Below are 14,442 nucleotides of genomic sequence, written 5' to 3' on the forward strand. Positions count from 1 at the left end.
AAATAAAGCAAAGGGGGCGATTTTATTATGCAAGCACGGCACGAGTTTAAGCACAGTCTAAATTACGGAGATTATGTTATCCTCCGAAGCAGACTGGGGCACGTAATGGCTCGGGACCCACACGGGGATGAAAAGGGGGAATACAGGGTTCGAAGCCTGTACTTTGATACCCCGGGGGATAAGGCTCTGCGGGAGAAAATCGATGGCGCAGACAAACGGGAAAAATTCCGGATACGCCGCTATCTCGGTAACACAGATTATATTAGACTTGAAAAGAAGAGCAAAGTCCACGGAATGTGCTGCAAGCAGTCGATAAAGATTCTTGCTGAGGAAGTTACCGCACTTCAAAATGGAGATTTGACGTGGATGGCGGAAGATCACCGGGAACTTATCCGGGAACTGTACACCAAAATGCGGAGCCAGCAGCTAAAACCGAAAACCCTGGTTGATTACATTCGGGAGCCGTTTATCTGTAGAGCAGGAAATGTTCGTATTACTTTCGACAGGGATATTAGAACAGGGCTGTTTTCCACAGATTTTATGAAGGACAATTTACCCACCATCAAAGCGGGGGACGAGATTGTTCTGCTGGAAGTAAAATACGACCAGTTTATACCGGAACATATCGTAAAAGTACTTCAACTGGAAGCAAGACGTGCTTCTGCTGTTTCAAAATATGCGCTGTGCAGAATGTACGGCTAAGAAATTATAAGGAGAAATTACAATGACTTTCAAAGATATTTTCAAATCCAGTTTTCTGGAGAACATCAACAGTGTAACTATTCTGGATATGGTACTTGCATTGACCCTGGCCTTTGGAATCGGAGTTTTCATTTTTCTAGTATATAAAAAGACCTTCAAAGGAGTAATGTACTCATCCAGCTTTGGTGTAACCCTTATCGCTTTGACGATGATAAGTACGCTGGTAATTCTTGCGGTGACCAGCAACGTGGTCCTTTCACTGGGTATGGTAGGTGCACTGTCAATCGTGCGTTTCCGTACGGCAATAAAGGAACCTCTTGACATCGCATTCCTGTTCTGGTCTATCGCCGTTGGGATCGTCCTGGCAGCGGGAATGATCCCCCTTGCCGTGTTCGGCAGCATCGTAATCGGCGTAATGCTGATTGTATTCGTAAACAAAAAAAACCACGACAATCCGTACATAGTTGTAATCCATTGCTCCGACGGGGAAGCTGAGAGCAAAGTTCTTTCTTCTCTGAAAGATTATGTGCAGAAATACGTAGTCAAAAGCAAAACAGTCACCGCCGATTCTGTTGAACTCCACTATGAGGTACGGCTGAAGTCCGAGGACACCTCCTTTGTAAATGCCTTATCTTCAACGCAGGGTGTTTCCCACGTGGTACTGGTAAGTTACAACGGAGATTATATGGGGTGACGTTACTTAACAATAACAGGGAAGTTTTTTCAATCAGCAATTGTGCTGGCGCATAAAGTTGCTGTTACTATTTAGAGGAGCTAAAGCGCTAGAAATGAGGATACTATGTCAAAACATAAATATACTACTACTATTTGCGTTACAATCGTTATCGCAATGCTTGCTATAACCGTAGCATTTATGGCAAGCCGGAATTTCGGCGTAACCATAGCACATATGCAGCCTGCCTATGCCGAGAAGCTGTTCAGCACCGACAGGGTTCACACAATTGATATTGTGGTAAAAGAATCTGACTGGGACCAAATGATAGCAAACGCAGCACAAAAGGAATATATACAGTGTTCTGTTATAATTGATAATGAATCCGTTAAGAACGTGGGAATCCGTCCCAAAGGTAATTCATCCCTGTTTATGATAACAAGTACAGACTCAGACAGATATAGCTTTAAAATCGAGTTCGATCACTATGAGAAGGGCAAAAACTATTTCGGGCTTGACAAACTTGCATTAAATAATATTGTGCAGGATAATACCTATATGAAGGATTACGTCACTTATCAGATGATGAATGCCATGGGTGCAGACGGGCCACTTTCAAGCTTCATCTGGGTGACGGTCAATGGTGAGGACTGGGGTCTGTATCTGGCCGCCGAGGGCATTGAGGAATCTTTCGCACAGCGTGTTTATGGTAACGATTTCGGTGCGATTTATAAACCTGACAGTATGAATATGGGTGGCAGGTTAGGCGGTGAAAATGACAAGGGTTTCCATGAAAAGGGACAAATACCGGAATGGGATGGTGAAATGCCACAGATGCAGGAATCTGCCAACGGGCAAGATGGCATCCTGCAGCAACAAGACGGTGAAAATATAAAATTAAGAGATAATGATTTGGGAATGGATGGCGGGGCTTCCCTCATCTATTCGGACGATAATCCGGACAGTTACTCCGATATTATCGACAATGCTGTATTTGATATATCAAATGCAGACAAAGCCCGCTTGATTGCCGCTATAAAACAGCTGAACGCTGGTGAGGACATTGACCAAGTGGTGGATGTGGACGAAGTTATACGCTATTTTGTTGTACATAACTTCGTACTGAACTCCGACAGTTATACAGGCAGTATGACCCACAACTATTATCTTGCTGAAAATGACGGTAAACTTAGTATGATTGCATGGGATTACAACCTTGCTTTCGGAGGTATGGGGGGCATCGGCGTAGGAAGGTTTGGTAATGCCCAGGAAACGGAAACAGCCACAGATAATGCCACCTCTCTAGTGAACTATCCCATAGATTCACCTATGCTTACTGGATCTGCCGAAGACAAACCCATGATTGCATGGATTTTTGATAACCAGGCATATCTGGCTAAGTATCATGAAGTTTACGCCCAGTATATGGAGTATTTCAACAGCGGTAAATTTACCGAAATGTATGATAATGCTATAACTCTCATTTCGCCTTATGTTGAAAAAGACCCCTCAGCGTTCTGCACCTACGAGGAATTTCAAAAGGGCAGCGCAGCTTTACGTGAGTTTTGTTTGTGCAGAGCTGAGAGCATAAACGGTCAGCTTAAGGGTACAATCGCTATAACAAGTGAGCAGCAGACCGCCACAGCCAATGCCGGATTCATTGACGCTTCGGATATTAATATTGAAAGTATGGGTTCAAATTCCATGGGGTTCGGTGGTGCTGGGGGCGGGCAAATTCCAGTTTGGAACAGAAACGGCGGAACCAAAATCTCCGACTCCTCTGTAAATGATGGAAATGAAACTACAATGCCAGAGGATGAAGACAATTTCACACCGCCTGACCCACAGGTTGATTTTCCCTCTGAAGTTAGGGAGGCAGGGCAGAACAAACCAGATACAGCCCCAGGGACCGGGACAGATAATAACAGGCCTATGTTACCAAAGATAGAGGCAGGCTCGTTGGTAGAATCTTCATCCTTCCCAATATCAGTAAACGAAGCGGTACTCCTGCTGATATGTATGGTTTTGCTGATTGGGGGCGTACTATTTGCAAAAAGGCGGCGGTGATTTGTGACAAATTAATTTTTGATGAATGCCTTTGAGTAAATTTAAGCTTATACAATGGAAATCAATTTGAATCATAAGCTGTTGTTATGTTGTTTATTAATAAAAAGTAATTGAAAATCACTAGTTTATCAGTTACACTTAATTAAGATGAATTGTATGACTGGCGGAAAATGAGAATAAACTCACAGGGAGTACAATGTTTAAAATATGCCGACCGCCTGGGCAGCCTAAGATAACCTGACATATAAAATGTGTTTTTACATTCTATGTGTAAGATTATTGGGTTACCTGGGTGGTTTTTTTATTTGAGTTTTGAAGAATAAGGTGACAGCATTATGTCTGAATGGTTGAAAAGAATTTAATTTTTCAAATACTTTGAAAGGAGCACATTATTTAAATGAGAGCATTAGTTAGTGTATCAGACAAAACTGGTATTGTAGATTTTACTAAGGAATTAGCAGCACTGGGAATTGAGATTATTTCTACAGGGGGAACCTATAACAAATTAAAAGAAGCAGGGGTGCCTGCTATAGAAATCTCTGAATTAACAGGATTCCCGGAATGTTTGGAGGGACGTGTGAAAACATTACATCCCATAGTCCATGCAGGTCTATTGGCAATGAAAAGTAAGCCGGAACATATGAATCAACTGGCTGACTTAAAGATTCAAACCATTGATATGGCAGTTGTTAACTTATATCCCTTTAAGGCAACTATTTTAAAAGAAGGTGTTACCAGAGAGGAAGCCATTGAAAATATTGATATAGGCGGTCCAACAATGCTTCGTTCTGCAGCAAAAAATTATCAGGACGTAACAGTTGTAGTAGACCCAAGAGATTACGAAAAGGTACTAAGGGAATTAAAAGAAAAGAAAGAAGTGTCTTTAGATACTAAGTTCTATCTGATGCAAAAAGTATTTATGCACACTTCTCATTATGATACTATGATTGCTGATTACCTAAAGAAGCAACGGAATGATTATGAAATGCCGGAAACTTTAACTATGACCTTTGAGAAAGTACAGGATATGCGTTATGGTGAAAATCCTCACCAAAAAGCAGCATTTTATAGAGAGATTGGAAAGAAAACAGGTTCTATTACCGATGCAGTACAAGTAAACGGCAAAGAATTATCCTTCAATAATATAAATGATACAAACGGTGCTCTTGAATTGCTAAAAGAATTCACAGAACCTACTGTTGTGGCTTGTAAACATGGAAACCCATGCGGCGTGGGAAGTGGAGATACTATATTGGATGCATGGAAGAAAGCTTTTGCGGCAGATAAAGTATCCATATACGGCGGAATCGTAGTGGTAAACAGAGAAGTTACCCTTGCCCTTGCGGAAGAGATGAAACAGGTATTCTTAGAAGTAGTAGCAGCGCCTAAGTTTGAAAAGGAAGCTTTGGAATTATTACAAACAAAGAAAAATGTTCGTTTATTGGAATTAAAAGATATTGGTGTTCCTCAAGACGAAAACGCATACGATTTAAAAAAAGTAAATGGGGGATTAATCGTTCAAACTATTGACAGCAAATTGTTAGTAGAAGAGGAATTAAAAGTAGTAACCCATCGAATTCCTACGGACAAAGAAATGGAGGACTTAAGATTTGCCTGGAAGGTTGTTAAATTCGTTAAGTCCAATGGTATTGCTCTGGCTAAAGACAAACAGACAGTAGGAATCGGTCCGGGACAGGTAAACCGTGTGTGGGCAGCAAAACAAAGCATAGAACATGCAGAAGAATTAATTGATCCGGATGCAACAAAAGGAGCAGTACTTGCTTCCGATGCATTCTTCCCATTTGATGACTGTGTTGAAGCAGCACACCAGGCAGGTATTACAGCTATTATACAACCTGGAGGTTCTATTCGTGATGATGATTCTATTAAAAAATGCAACGAATATGGAATTGCCATGGTATTTACCGGAATGAGACATTTTAAGCATTAAAAAAAATTGGCGCACTATATTATAACTTAAAAGTTATAGTACAGTGCGCCTTTGTTGCAGATTTATGAGATAATACCATTTTCATCAAGTAATAGTATACCATACCCTTTTCCGGGTTTTCTGCCCTTCTCCAGATATTCTGCAAATATTTTCTGCAATGAGGTGTCTCTTGGCAGGTCTTTGGGAAGTTTATTGGCATCTTTACCAAAAATTCGCCAGGCATCATGGAATTCATCTGTGTATGCATGTATATAAGAGAAGTCGTTCATAAAACCCCGTATATTGGAATGTGCCGGAAGTATATCTTTTAATTCAGGATATAAAAGCCAGGAACTGCAAACTACAGGTATTGGCCTGCCCACAAAGTCCTTTTTGTAAAATTCATAAGCCTTATGATAGGACTCCATACGCTTATCTTCTGCAAAGGAGCCGGAAGCAGGAATATGCATATTGATTACTTTATCATCTTTTTTTACAGTGAAGCCGCCTATGGAATATTCCTCTAATTGAAATATAGAGTATTCGTATTGCATGCGGCCTAAAGCGAACCGGGACATCTGATAAAACCGGGGAAACCATTCCCGTACAAAAGTACCCCAGATACCGTATAACTGATAACATTCATTTAATTTACAGGTAAGATCTTCTACCGTATTCCAGTAAATATCTTCCGAGATATTTCTCTCATGATAAAGCTTTAATAATGGTTTACAGCTTAATACTAATAATAGCATGGACATAATATAGCTGTGAACACTCATGTCTTTTGCTAATATATCTATTTGTTCAAAGGCTTGTATAGTGAAATTATTCATAAACATACTAATTAGGGAATCCATCCGATTCTTGTAATCAGAATCCATCAATATTTTCCCATACAGTTCTTGAAAGACTTCTTGCGCTTCTTTCGGAAAATTATCTTTTTCTAAAAAATAAATTAAAAATTCCTGCTCATTCATCTGATTTCACCCATCCTTTCATATTTACCCGGCAATTTATTTATATAATCTGTCTTTACATTATTTTATATAGAGCCAATGATTTGTCAATATTTATTTAAGGAATAGCAATATTGAGTAATTTTTCACCTCTTTTTCGACAAGATTGCGTTAGTAATAGTAATAGATATTTGTTAGAATCAGAATAGATTTAATACATTATTACCAAAAAGGAAGGAGACGGTGTTATGAAGGTAATTATTTTAGGAGCCGGAGGCAGAGGAAGAAATTACACAAGATTTTGCAGGCAATATGGTGCTGAAATTGTTGGTATTGCTGATCCGGACACTAAGAAATTAGAAAAACTGGCGATGGATTTTAATATAAGTGAAGATAAAATGTTTCACGATTGGGCAGAAATAATGGCCAAAGAGAAATTTGCAGATGCTGTTATTAATGCAACACCGGACAAGGTTCATTATGTATCTACAATGGAGGCATTGGAGAAAGGATACCATGTTCTATTAGAAAAGCCTATGTCCGATAATGAGCAGGAATGTATCAACATGGTTGAAAAAGCAGAAAAGAAAAATGTAATTCTCATGGTGTGTCATGTATTACGTTATGCACCTTTTTTTGAAAAATTAAAGGAAATTATTGATGAAGAGCGAATCGGACAGCTTGTTAATATAGAAATGACTGAAAATTGTGCTTATTGGCATTTCGTACATTCATATGTAAGAGGTGTTTTTCGAAACGAAACAATATCCAGTCCTTTTATATTGGCTAAATCTTGTCATGATTTAGACTTAATCGGTTACCTGACCGGTAAGAAATGTTTGTCCGTGGTCTCGGAGGGAAATCTTAAATATTACAGGAAAGAGAATGCACCGGAAGGTGCACCTGATTATTGCCTTGATGGATGTCCTCATGAAACTACATGTCCTTACTTTGCACCAAGGTTGTATTTGAAACAGATATCTTTAGTTGGCTGGCCTACTCAAACTATATCTGCTGATACTTCCTTTGCAGCCAGATATGAGGCATTAAAAAATGGACAATATGGACGCTGTGTATTTCATTGTGACAATGATGTGTGTGATCATCAAACCGCAATTTTTAATATGGAAGATGGATTAATAGCCTCTTTCAACATGACGGGCTTTTCAAGTGAAAATACCAGGACATTACGGTTTTATGGCACAAAGGGAGATATTCGCGGACATTTAGAACGGGGAGAATTGGAAGTGTTTGACTTTTTAACAAAAGAAAAAGAGGTAATCAAAATCCAATATGAAACCATTCAATCAGGTCACGGAGGGGGAGATTTAAGACTTTTATATGACTTCCTGGATGGAGTTGACAAAAAAGGAACAAATCTAAAAACCCTGGCACGTTTATCCCTGCAAAGCCATTTAATGGCATTTGCCGCCGAAAGATCGAGAAAAGAAGGCAAACGGATTTATTTATAAGGAGAAAGGGGTTTGCTATGACTATAAGAGAATTTGAAAATTATGATCCCTCTCATTTTTATGATATGAAAAGTCAGCTTAAGGATTATATCTATGATAGAACACGTAAGTCCTTGGAAAAGGGTAGAATCCACCGTTCTCAGATAAGCACAAAAGAACAGCTTAAGAAGCGGCAGGCTTATATTAGAAAATTGTTCTTAGACTCTTTGGGAGGCATTCCATCTTGTGAAACACCTTTAAAGCCTCAAGTTACGGGTACTATAACAGGGAATGGATTCCATATTGAAAAAGTGATTTATCAATCAAGACCGGATTGTTTTGTAACGGCTAACCTGTATATTCCTAATGGATTGCAAAAGCCCTCCGGGGCAGTTTTGTTCCTTTGCGGCCATGATCCGCTGGCTAAACATAGTGAGGAGTATCAGATGGTATGCCAATGTCTTACTAAAAGAGGGCTTATCGTGTTAGCTTTGGATCCCATTGGGCAAGGGGAACGGCTTAGCTATTATGACAATGGAATAGAAGTAATAAATCAGGGAACCACGGAACATACCCATGCAGGATTTCAATGCCTTATGACAGGGTATCCCTCTGCCAGATATTTTCTCCATGATGCCCTGCGGGGAATTGATTATCTGCTGACCCGCCCTGAAGTAGATCCGGCAAATATTGGAGTAACCGGCAATTCAGGGGGAGGAACCCAGACCAGTATGCTTATGCTGTGGGATGACAGGGTCAAAGCTTTTGCTCCCGGAACATTTATTACAGGTTATGAAGAAAATTTGTTGACAGGGGTACCTCAGGATGCCGAGCAAAACTGGCCAGGGTTAATTCAATATGGTTTTGATCATGAAGATATACTGTTAAGTGTTGCACCAAAGCCTGTTGCAGTTTTGGCAGCATCCTATGATTTCTTTCCAATAGAAGGAACCAGAAAAACCGTGGAAGCAGCCCGAAAATATTGGGAAATATGGGGTAAGGAAGAAGATTTACATTATATAGAGGATGTTTCAAAACATAGCTATTCTTATCAGCTAGCACAGGCAGCTGGGGAATTTTTTGCAAAGACATTGGGAGTTACTGCCGGAGAGGCAATTCCTTACGAAGATATAAAACTTTTTGAACAGTCGGAACTTTGGTGTACCGGTAAAGGGCAAATCAGAGAGGAGAGAAAGAACACAAGATTTATTTTTGAAGAAAATCTAACATTGTTAACCCGGCTGCAGGAGGAAAGAGAAATTCAGGAGGAGGAAAACAGAAAAAAGGACAGAGTATATAACTGGCTAAAGGAACAAGTCTTTTATCAGCGTGTTCCATGTCCTGTAAATTTAAGAGATATTGGGGAATTCGACTATTATAATTTGTCGGTTAAATCTTATATATGGAGATCCCAGGAAAGAATAATGAATCATTGTCTTGCTTTTAAAGACCATACCTTTCATAATACAGCATCCTGTCCCATAATTGCTGTTTGGGATGGAGGAACCGGCAAATTAGAGGAGCATATAGATTGGATCAAAGGACAGTGCCAAAAAGGAAAAACAATATTTGTTTTAAATACTTCCGGTGTTGGAGGGATTTCGCCATATCCTATAGGAATCCGCGGCATGGGGGATATGTTTGGGACCATGTATAAACTTGCAGATGATCTGATCCGGTTTGGAGATAGCTTATGTGCACTGCGTATATATGATGTAATTCGAATGGTGGATATGCTGCAGGAATTTGACGGAACGGATCATGAGAACATCCATATATATGCTCATGGAAAACAGGGTGTGTATGGTATTTTGGCAGCATTTATTGACAAAAGAATAAAAAACCTATCCATAGAACAGCCTATGCCAAGTTACGGGAGCTGGGTAGGTGACCGCTGTTATACTATGGAAGATGCTATGAGCATTATCTTACCTCAGGCCCTTAAATTTTTTGACCTGGATGAAATATATGAATGGTTGATGAAGGAAGAAAGATTGGAACAACCTTTAAGAAAAGAAAGGGGAAAGTAGGTTGAAAAGCAAGCTTTTTAACCGGCAATTTGTGCTGAAACACAAAATTGCCATTATTATTAAAAGGTGCTGAAGCACCAGAATCGAGGTTAAAATGAAAAAATATGTTATAGCAGGCGCAGGCATGAGAGGTTACTACATGTTTGGAAAGCGCATTTTGGCAGAAGAATATAAAGATTATGCTTCCATAGAAGGAATCTATGATATAAATCCGGTACGGGCCCGTGAGTTTGCAAAGGATTGCGGTGAGATTCCGGTATATGATGATTTTGACAAAATGCTGAAAGATGTGAGGCCGGATTATGTAATTGTAACCACGGTAGATTGTTATCATCATGAATACATCATAAAGGCTTTGGAAGCCGGATGTAATGTGATTTCAGAAAAGCCCATGACTATTGACCATGAAAAATGTAATGCAATCTTAGAAGCAGAGAAAAGAACAGGAAAGCAGGTACAAGTTACATTTAATATGCGGTTCATGCCATATATGCAAAAGATTAAGGAATTGATACAAAGTGGGATTATTGGAAAAGTTCTTACCGTTGATCTGGAGTGGCATTTAGATACCAGACATGGTGCGGATTATTTTAGAAGATGGCATAGATATATTGAAAAAAGCGGCGGACTATTATTACATAAATCAACACACCATTTTGACATTATTAATTGGTGGCTGAATTCTTATCCGGAGGAAGTAAGTGCATTGGGAACCAGGAACTTTTATGGACCTGTCCGGGAAGAAAGAGGTACCAGATGTTTAACCTGCCGGTATAAAGACACCTGTGAATTTTACTGGAATATAGAAGACGGAGGAGATCCTTTTTACAAGAGATTCTACCTTGAAGCAGAACATGAGGATGGTTACATCAGAGATTCCTGCGTTTTTGATGAAAGCATTGATATTTATGATAATATGGCGGTGAATGTAAAGTATAAATCAGGAGCATTGTTATCCTATTCCCTTATTGCTCACAGTCCCTATGAGGGATGGAATGCTTCCATTAATGGAAGCGAAGGAAGGCTTGAGGTTGGCGAAATCTATTCCGGACATGGTGAAGAAGATAACTGCAATCATATAAAGTTTTATAATAGAAAGGGAGAACTGATCACCTATGATATTCCCAAATTAAAGGGCAGCCATGGCGGAGGAGATGATAAGCTGATACGAATGCTGATTAAGAATGACATAAAGGATGACCTGGGAGTTTTTGCTGCTTCTATAGATGGTGCGATGTCCTTACTAATAGGTGCCGCAGCCAATATTTCCATTACAAAGAAGCAAGTTGTTAGTATTGAGGATTTGTTGAAACGCCCATGATAAATATTAGGGTTTTCATATAATAATTTTAAAAGGAGAGGTAAATATGAAGAGAAGATTAATTAGTGTATTACTTATTATGGTGATGGCAATGTCACTATTAAGTGGATGTGGTCCTTCATCCGGGAAAGAAGAAACTAAAACAACGGATCAATCCGTTTCCGGTACAAAAGAAGAAAATAAGACAGAAGAAGAGAAGAAAGAAGAATCAAAACCAGTTACCCTAACCATTGGATTACCGGGAGGTTATGATGTAACCAGCAAAGAGATTATTGACGGTTTCAGAGCTGCATACCCTCATATTACTCTTGTAATTGATGAAGCACCCTGGGGTGATTTTACAAAGAAAATAACAACACAAATAGCCGGCGGTAATGCGCCTGATATTTGGTTCCAGGAAAATGCTGCTGTATTAGGCTATGGTGATATGGGTGCCGCAGAAGATTTAATGCCTTATATTAAAAGAGATTTAAAGTTAGAGGAGTATGCATCAAATCTTTTCTCGGCTCAGGAAGGTGAAAAGGTTTGGGGTGTACCCCATGGGGGCAATCCTATTGCATTAGCTTATAACAAAGATATATTTGATGCTGCAAATGTTCCCTATCCTACCGATGACTGGACCTATGAAGATATGATTGAAGCCGCAAAACTACTTACAAAGGATACAAATGGGGATGGTACAACAGATGTTTATGGCTTGCTTACAGCAGGAGGAATTACAGACGGATGGTTCCCATGGATTAATTCTGCCGGCGGTCAGGCTTTAGATGAAACAAAGAGAAATGCTGTTTTCAACGATGAGAAATCCCTGAAAGGTATAACAGAATGGGTTAATACGATTCATACTTACAAAATAAGTCCATCCCGTTCAACTAATAATGAACTTGGGGGAACGGCTCAGATGTTTGGCAACGGAATGGGAGCTATGATGTTTTTACAATATAGCTTAGGAAGTGCTGTGTTAAATACAAACTTCCCGGATTTAAATTATGATACCGCTAAGATTCCTTTAACATTCGATGGAAGTGAAAGGGTTGTTCCTAATGTCAGCAACACCTGGCTGATCTTCTCAAAAGCAAAGGAAGATAACAAAGAAGCAGCATGGACATTTTTAAAATATTACTTGAGTGCGGATGTACAAAAGCTTGTTGCGGAAAGCGGCTCTACTATTCCGGTTAACAAAGAAGCACTTGCATATGTGGATACATTACAATCCAAACCATTAAATAAAAAGGCTTATACCGAAGGCGTTGATGTAGCCGGTGTAACTTTGGATGAGAATAAATGCTGGAATGAATGGAGAACAGCGGCACAGCCGATTTTTAACGACATAATGGACGGGAAAACCGATCCCCAGACAGGATTAAATCAAATAAAGACAGATGTTCAAAAGATACTGGATGAAAATTTTAATGAATAGCTGAATAATGGGAAAAGTCTCTGAATGTTAAGTGTAATAGTAATTAACATTACCATAAAATGTGATGGTGCTATTCTGAGCATCAGGAAGAAGCTGGAAAGTGCTAATTCTTAAGATGCTCAGAAGCAGGGATTTTCTAACTTATGAGTTACAAGGAAATATACAATTTTAGTAAAGGAGGCTGCAATGAGAAAAAGCAATTTTTGGGGCTTATTATTTGTTTCACCATTTATTATAGGAATTATTGTTTTTTTTGTATTTCCTGTTTTATTTTCAGGATATATTTCTTTTACTAAATGGGATATGTTTAACCCGCCTAAATTTGTGGGATTGAAGAATTGGATTGATTCTGTAACTAATCCGGTTTTTTGGATTTCCTTCCGGAATGTTTTCTATTTTGCATTAATATTTGTACCCCTTCAAACCATCTTTGCTCTTATTATTGCCCATATGTTAAATCACAAGATAAGATTAAAGGGATTTTTCAGAGCATGCTATTTTCTTCCTAATATAACCCCTTGGGTGGCAGGAGCTATTGTATGGAAATTCTTATATGGCTATGATTTTGGTTTGATTAACCATATCTTAAGATTATTGGGACTAAACGGTTCTTACTGGTACGATAGTGAAAAGTGGTGGGTAGCTATTGGAAGTCTTGCTTTGATGAATGTATGGAAGGGTATGGGGCAAACCATGGTAATATTGCTGGCTGCCATGCAGAATGTACCAACAGAGATTGTGGAAGCGGCAAAAGCGGAAGGAGCAGGCAGAACCACCATATTTAGAAAAATCACAGTTCCCATGATATCTCCAATGGTATTTTTAACAATGATTTTATCAACTATATCTGCATTTACAGCTTTTGATGTATTTCTTACTATGTTTGACGTATATTCTTTACCTGACAGAAATAGCGTTGTTAATCTGATGGTTTACAGGGAAGCATTTATGTACGGAAAAATGGGTCCGGCATCTACTCTTGCATGGATGTTGTTTATTATCATATTAATTATTACTGTGATACAAAGAAAGTTTGAAAAGAGGTGGGTGCATTATGAAAACTAAATATATAAAAAGATATTTCTATTATATCATATTAGCAATAGGTGCTTTCATAATGCTGATACCTTTCTTATGGGTGTTTTCTAACTCATTAAAAACACCGGAGAATGTTTTAAGAATACCTCCTCAGTACATACCAAATCCATTAACTCTGGAAAACTTCAAAATTGTATTAAAAGAACTTTCCTTTATGCGGTATATGGCCAATAGCTTTTTTGTTGTAATCATGAATTTAATCGGTACTGTATTTTCCTCAGCTCTTATTGGCTTTGGCTTTGCCATGTTTGACTTTAAGGGGAAAAAACTATTATTTACATTAATGTTGGCAACACTTATGATGCCATCCCAGGTAACTATGATTCCTACCTATTTTATATGGTCAAAAGCAGGATTTTTAGATACCTATGCTCCGTTAATTATTCCAGGTTTTTTAGGCCAGGCCACGGGCATATTCTTATTTCATCAAAACTACAAAAGTATGCCTAATGTACTGTATGAGTCAGCTTTGATAGATGGCTGCAATCCCCTGGGGATCTTATTCAGAATATACTTCCCCTTATCCAAGCCAACTGTGATGACTTTGGTAATTCTCACTTTTATCGGTGCTTGGAATAATACCATGGGACCTTTACTATATTTACAAACGAGAGAGAAATATACATTAACTATGGGGCTATTGACTTTGAATTCGTCTCCCATAGCAGGTGCCAATATGGGCGTAAGAATGGCAGGTGCAGTAATAACCATGGCACCGGTTATCCTTGTTTTCCTATTTGCACAAAAGTATTTTGTGCAAGGGAATATAAGTTCAGGAGTTAAGGGATAGC

Annotated in this window: 11 protein-coding genes and 1 riboswitch; of the genes, 10 read left to right on the forward strand and 1 reads right to left on the reverse strand. The window is 38.9% G+C overall.

All coding sequences use genetic code 11. The features are described 5' to 3' along the window. Positions 1–27 precede the first annotated feature (27 nt). The 4 genes from BM183_RS05850 (at position 28) to purH (ending at position 5,393) form a co-directional block, all read left to right on the forward strand. The gene (locus BM183_RS05850; RefSeq protein ID WP_091685210.1) at positions 28–702 is read left to right on the forward strand and encodes a polyphosphate polymerase domain-containing protein; all 675 of its coding nucleotides are present in this window, start codon (positions 28–30) and stop codon (positions 700–702) included. A gap of 22 nt (positions 703–724) precedes the next feature. Then, positions 725–1,396 (forward strand): DUF4956 domain-containing protein, encoded by a 672-nt coding sequence (locus BM183_RS05855; RefSeq protein WP_091685212.1) that lies wholly within the window; start codon positions 725–727, stop codon positions 1,394–1,396. A gap of 303 nt (positions 1,397–1,699) precedes the next feature. After that, on the forward strand, positions 1,700–3,442 hold the full coding sequence (locus tag BM183_RS05860; RefSeq protein WP_276326321.1) for a CotH kinase family protein: 1,743 nt from the start codon (positions 1,700–1,702) through the stop codon (positions 3,440–3,442). Between the two features lie 146 nt (positions 3,443–3,588). After that, positions 3,589–3,673, forward strand: a riboswitch (ZMP/ZTP riboswitch). A 166-nt stretch (positions 3,674–3,839) separates the two neighbouring features. Then, on the forward strand, positions 3,840–5,393 hold the full coding sequence (gene purH, locus BM183_RS05865) for a bifunctional phosphoribosylaminoimidazolecarboxamide formyltransferase/IMP cyclohydrolase (RefSeq protein WP_091685218.1): 1,554 nt from the start codon (positions 3,840–3,842) through the stop codon (positions 5,391–5,393). Between the two features lie 62 nt (positions 5,394–5,455). Here purH and BM183_RS05870 read toward each other — a convergent pair whose 3' ends face one another. Further along, complete coding sequence (locus tag BM183_RS05870; protein ID WP_091685220.1) at positions 5,456–6,352, reverse strand: acyltransferase domain-containing protein; 897 nt, start codon at positions 6,350–6,352, stop codon at positions 5,456–5,458. A 227-nt stretch (positions 6,353–6,579) separates the two neighbouring features. Between BM183_RS05870 and BM183_RS05875 the strand changes: the two genes are divergently transcribed. From BM183_RS05875 to BM183_RS05900, 6 genes are all read left to right on the forward strand, one after another. After that, on the forward strand, positions 6,580–7,803 hold the full coding sequence (locus tag BM183_RS05875) for a Gfo/Idh/MocA family protein (RefSeq protein ID WP_091685223.1): 1,224 nt from the start codon (positions 6,580–6,582) through the stop codon (positions 7,801–7,803). A gap of 17 nt (positions 7,804–7,820) precedes the next feature. Then, the gene (locus BM183_RS05880) at positions 7,821–9,812 is read left to right on the forward strand and encodes an alpha/beta hydrolase family protein (RefSeq protein ID WP_091685225.1); all 1,992 of its coding nucleotides are present in this window, start codon (positions 7,821–7,823) and stop codon (positions 9,810–9,812) included. A gap of 94 nt (positions 9,813–9,906) precedes the next feature. Beyond that, on the forward strand, positions 9,907–11,133 hold the full coding sequence (locus tag BM183_RS05885) for a Gfo/Idh/MocA family oxidoreductase (protein ID WP_091685227.1): 1,227 nt from the start codon (positions 9,907–9,909) through the stop codon (positions 11,131–11,133). Between the two features lie 46 nt (positions 11,134–11,179). Continuing rightward, positions 11,180–12,553: an ABC transporter substrate-binding protein gene (locus BM183_RS05890; protein WP_091685230.1), complete on the forward strand. Its 1,374-nt coding sequence runs from the start codon at positions 11,180–11,182 to the stop codon at positions 12,551–12,553. Positions 12,554–12,739: 186 nt separating this feature from the next. After that, positions 12,740–13,618 carry a carbohydrate ABC transporter permease gene (locus tag BM183_RS05895; RefSeq protein WP_091685232.1) on the forward strand — a complete coding sequence of 293 codons (879 nt, stop codon included), beginning with the start codon at positions 12,740–12,742 and terminating at the stop codon, positions 13,616–13,618. Beyond that, complete coding sequence (locus BM183_RS05900) at positions 13,608–14,441, forward strand: carbohydrate ABC transporter permease (protein ID WP_091685234.1); 834 nt, start codon at positions 13,608–13,610, stop codon at positions 14,439–14,441. The genes BM183_RS05895 and BM183_RS05900 overlap by 11 nt, the downstream gene beginning before the upstream one ends. The last annotated feature ends 1 nt before the right edge of the window (position 14,442 follow it).

This window comes from Anaerocolumna aminovalerica, from assembly GCF_900115365.1.
Classification (GTDB): Bacteria; Bacillota; Clostridia; order Lachnospirales; family Lachnospiraceae; genus Anaerocolumna; species Anaerocolumna aminovalerica.

What these genes read in the sequence shown, in the direction of transcription:
- purH (WP_091685218.1), top strand. Translation starts at nt 3,840, where the DNA reads ATGAGAGCATTAGTTAGTGTATCAGACAAAACTGGTATTGTAGATTTT.
- BM183_RS05900 (WP_091685234.1), top strand. Translation starts at nt 13,608, where the DNA reads ATGAAAACTAAATATATAAAAAGATATTTCTATTATATCATATTAGCA.
- BM183_RS05895 (WP_091685232.1), top strand. Translation starts at nt 12,740, where the DNA reads ATGAGAAAAAGCAATTTTTGGGGCTTATTATTTGTTTCACCATTTATT.
- BM183_RS05885 (WP_091685227.1), top strand. Translation starts at nt 9,907, where the DNA reads ATGAAAAAATATGTTATAGCAGGCGCAGGCATGAGAGGTTACTACATG.
- BM183_RS05880 (WP_091685225.1), top strand. Translation starts at nt 7,821, where the DNA reads ATGACTATAAGAGAATTTGAAAATTATGATCCCTCTCATTTTTATGAT.
- BM183_RS05890 (WP_091685230.1), top strand. Translation starts at nt 11,180, where the DNA reads ATGAAGAGAAGATTAATTAGTGTATTACTTATTATGGTGATGGCAATG.
- BM183_RS05855 (WP_091685212.1), top strand. Translation starts at nt 725, where the DNA reads ATGACTTTCAAAGATATTTTCAAATCCAGTTTTCTGGAGAACATCAAC.
- BM183_RS05860 (WP_276326321.1), top strand. Translation starts at nt 1,700, where the DNA reads ATGATAGCAAACGCAGCACAAAAGGAATATATACAGTGTTCTGTTATA.
- BM183_RS05850 (WP_091685210.1), top strand. Translation starts at nt 28, where the DNA reads ATGCAAGCACGGCACGAGTTTAAGCACAGTCTAAATTACGGAGATTAT.
- BM183_RS05870 (WP_091685220.1), bottom strand. Translation starts at nt 6,352, where the DNA reads ATGAATGAGCAGGAATTTTTAATTTATTTTTTAGAAAAAGATAATTTT.
- BM183_RS05875 (WP_091685223.1), top strand. Translation starts at nt 6,580, where the DNA reads ATGAAGGTAATTATTTTAGGAGCCGGAGGCAGAGGAAGAAATTACACA.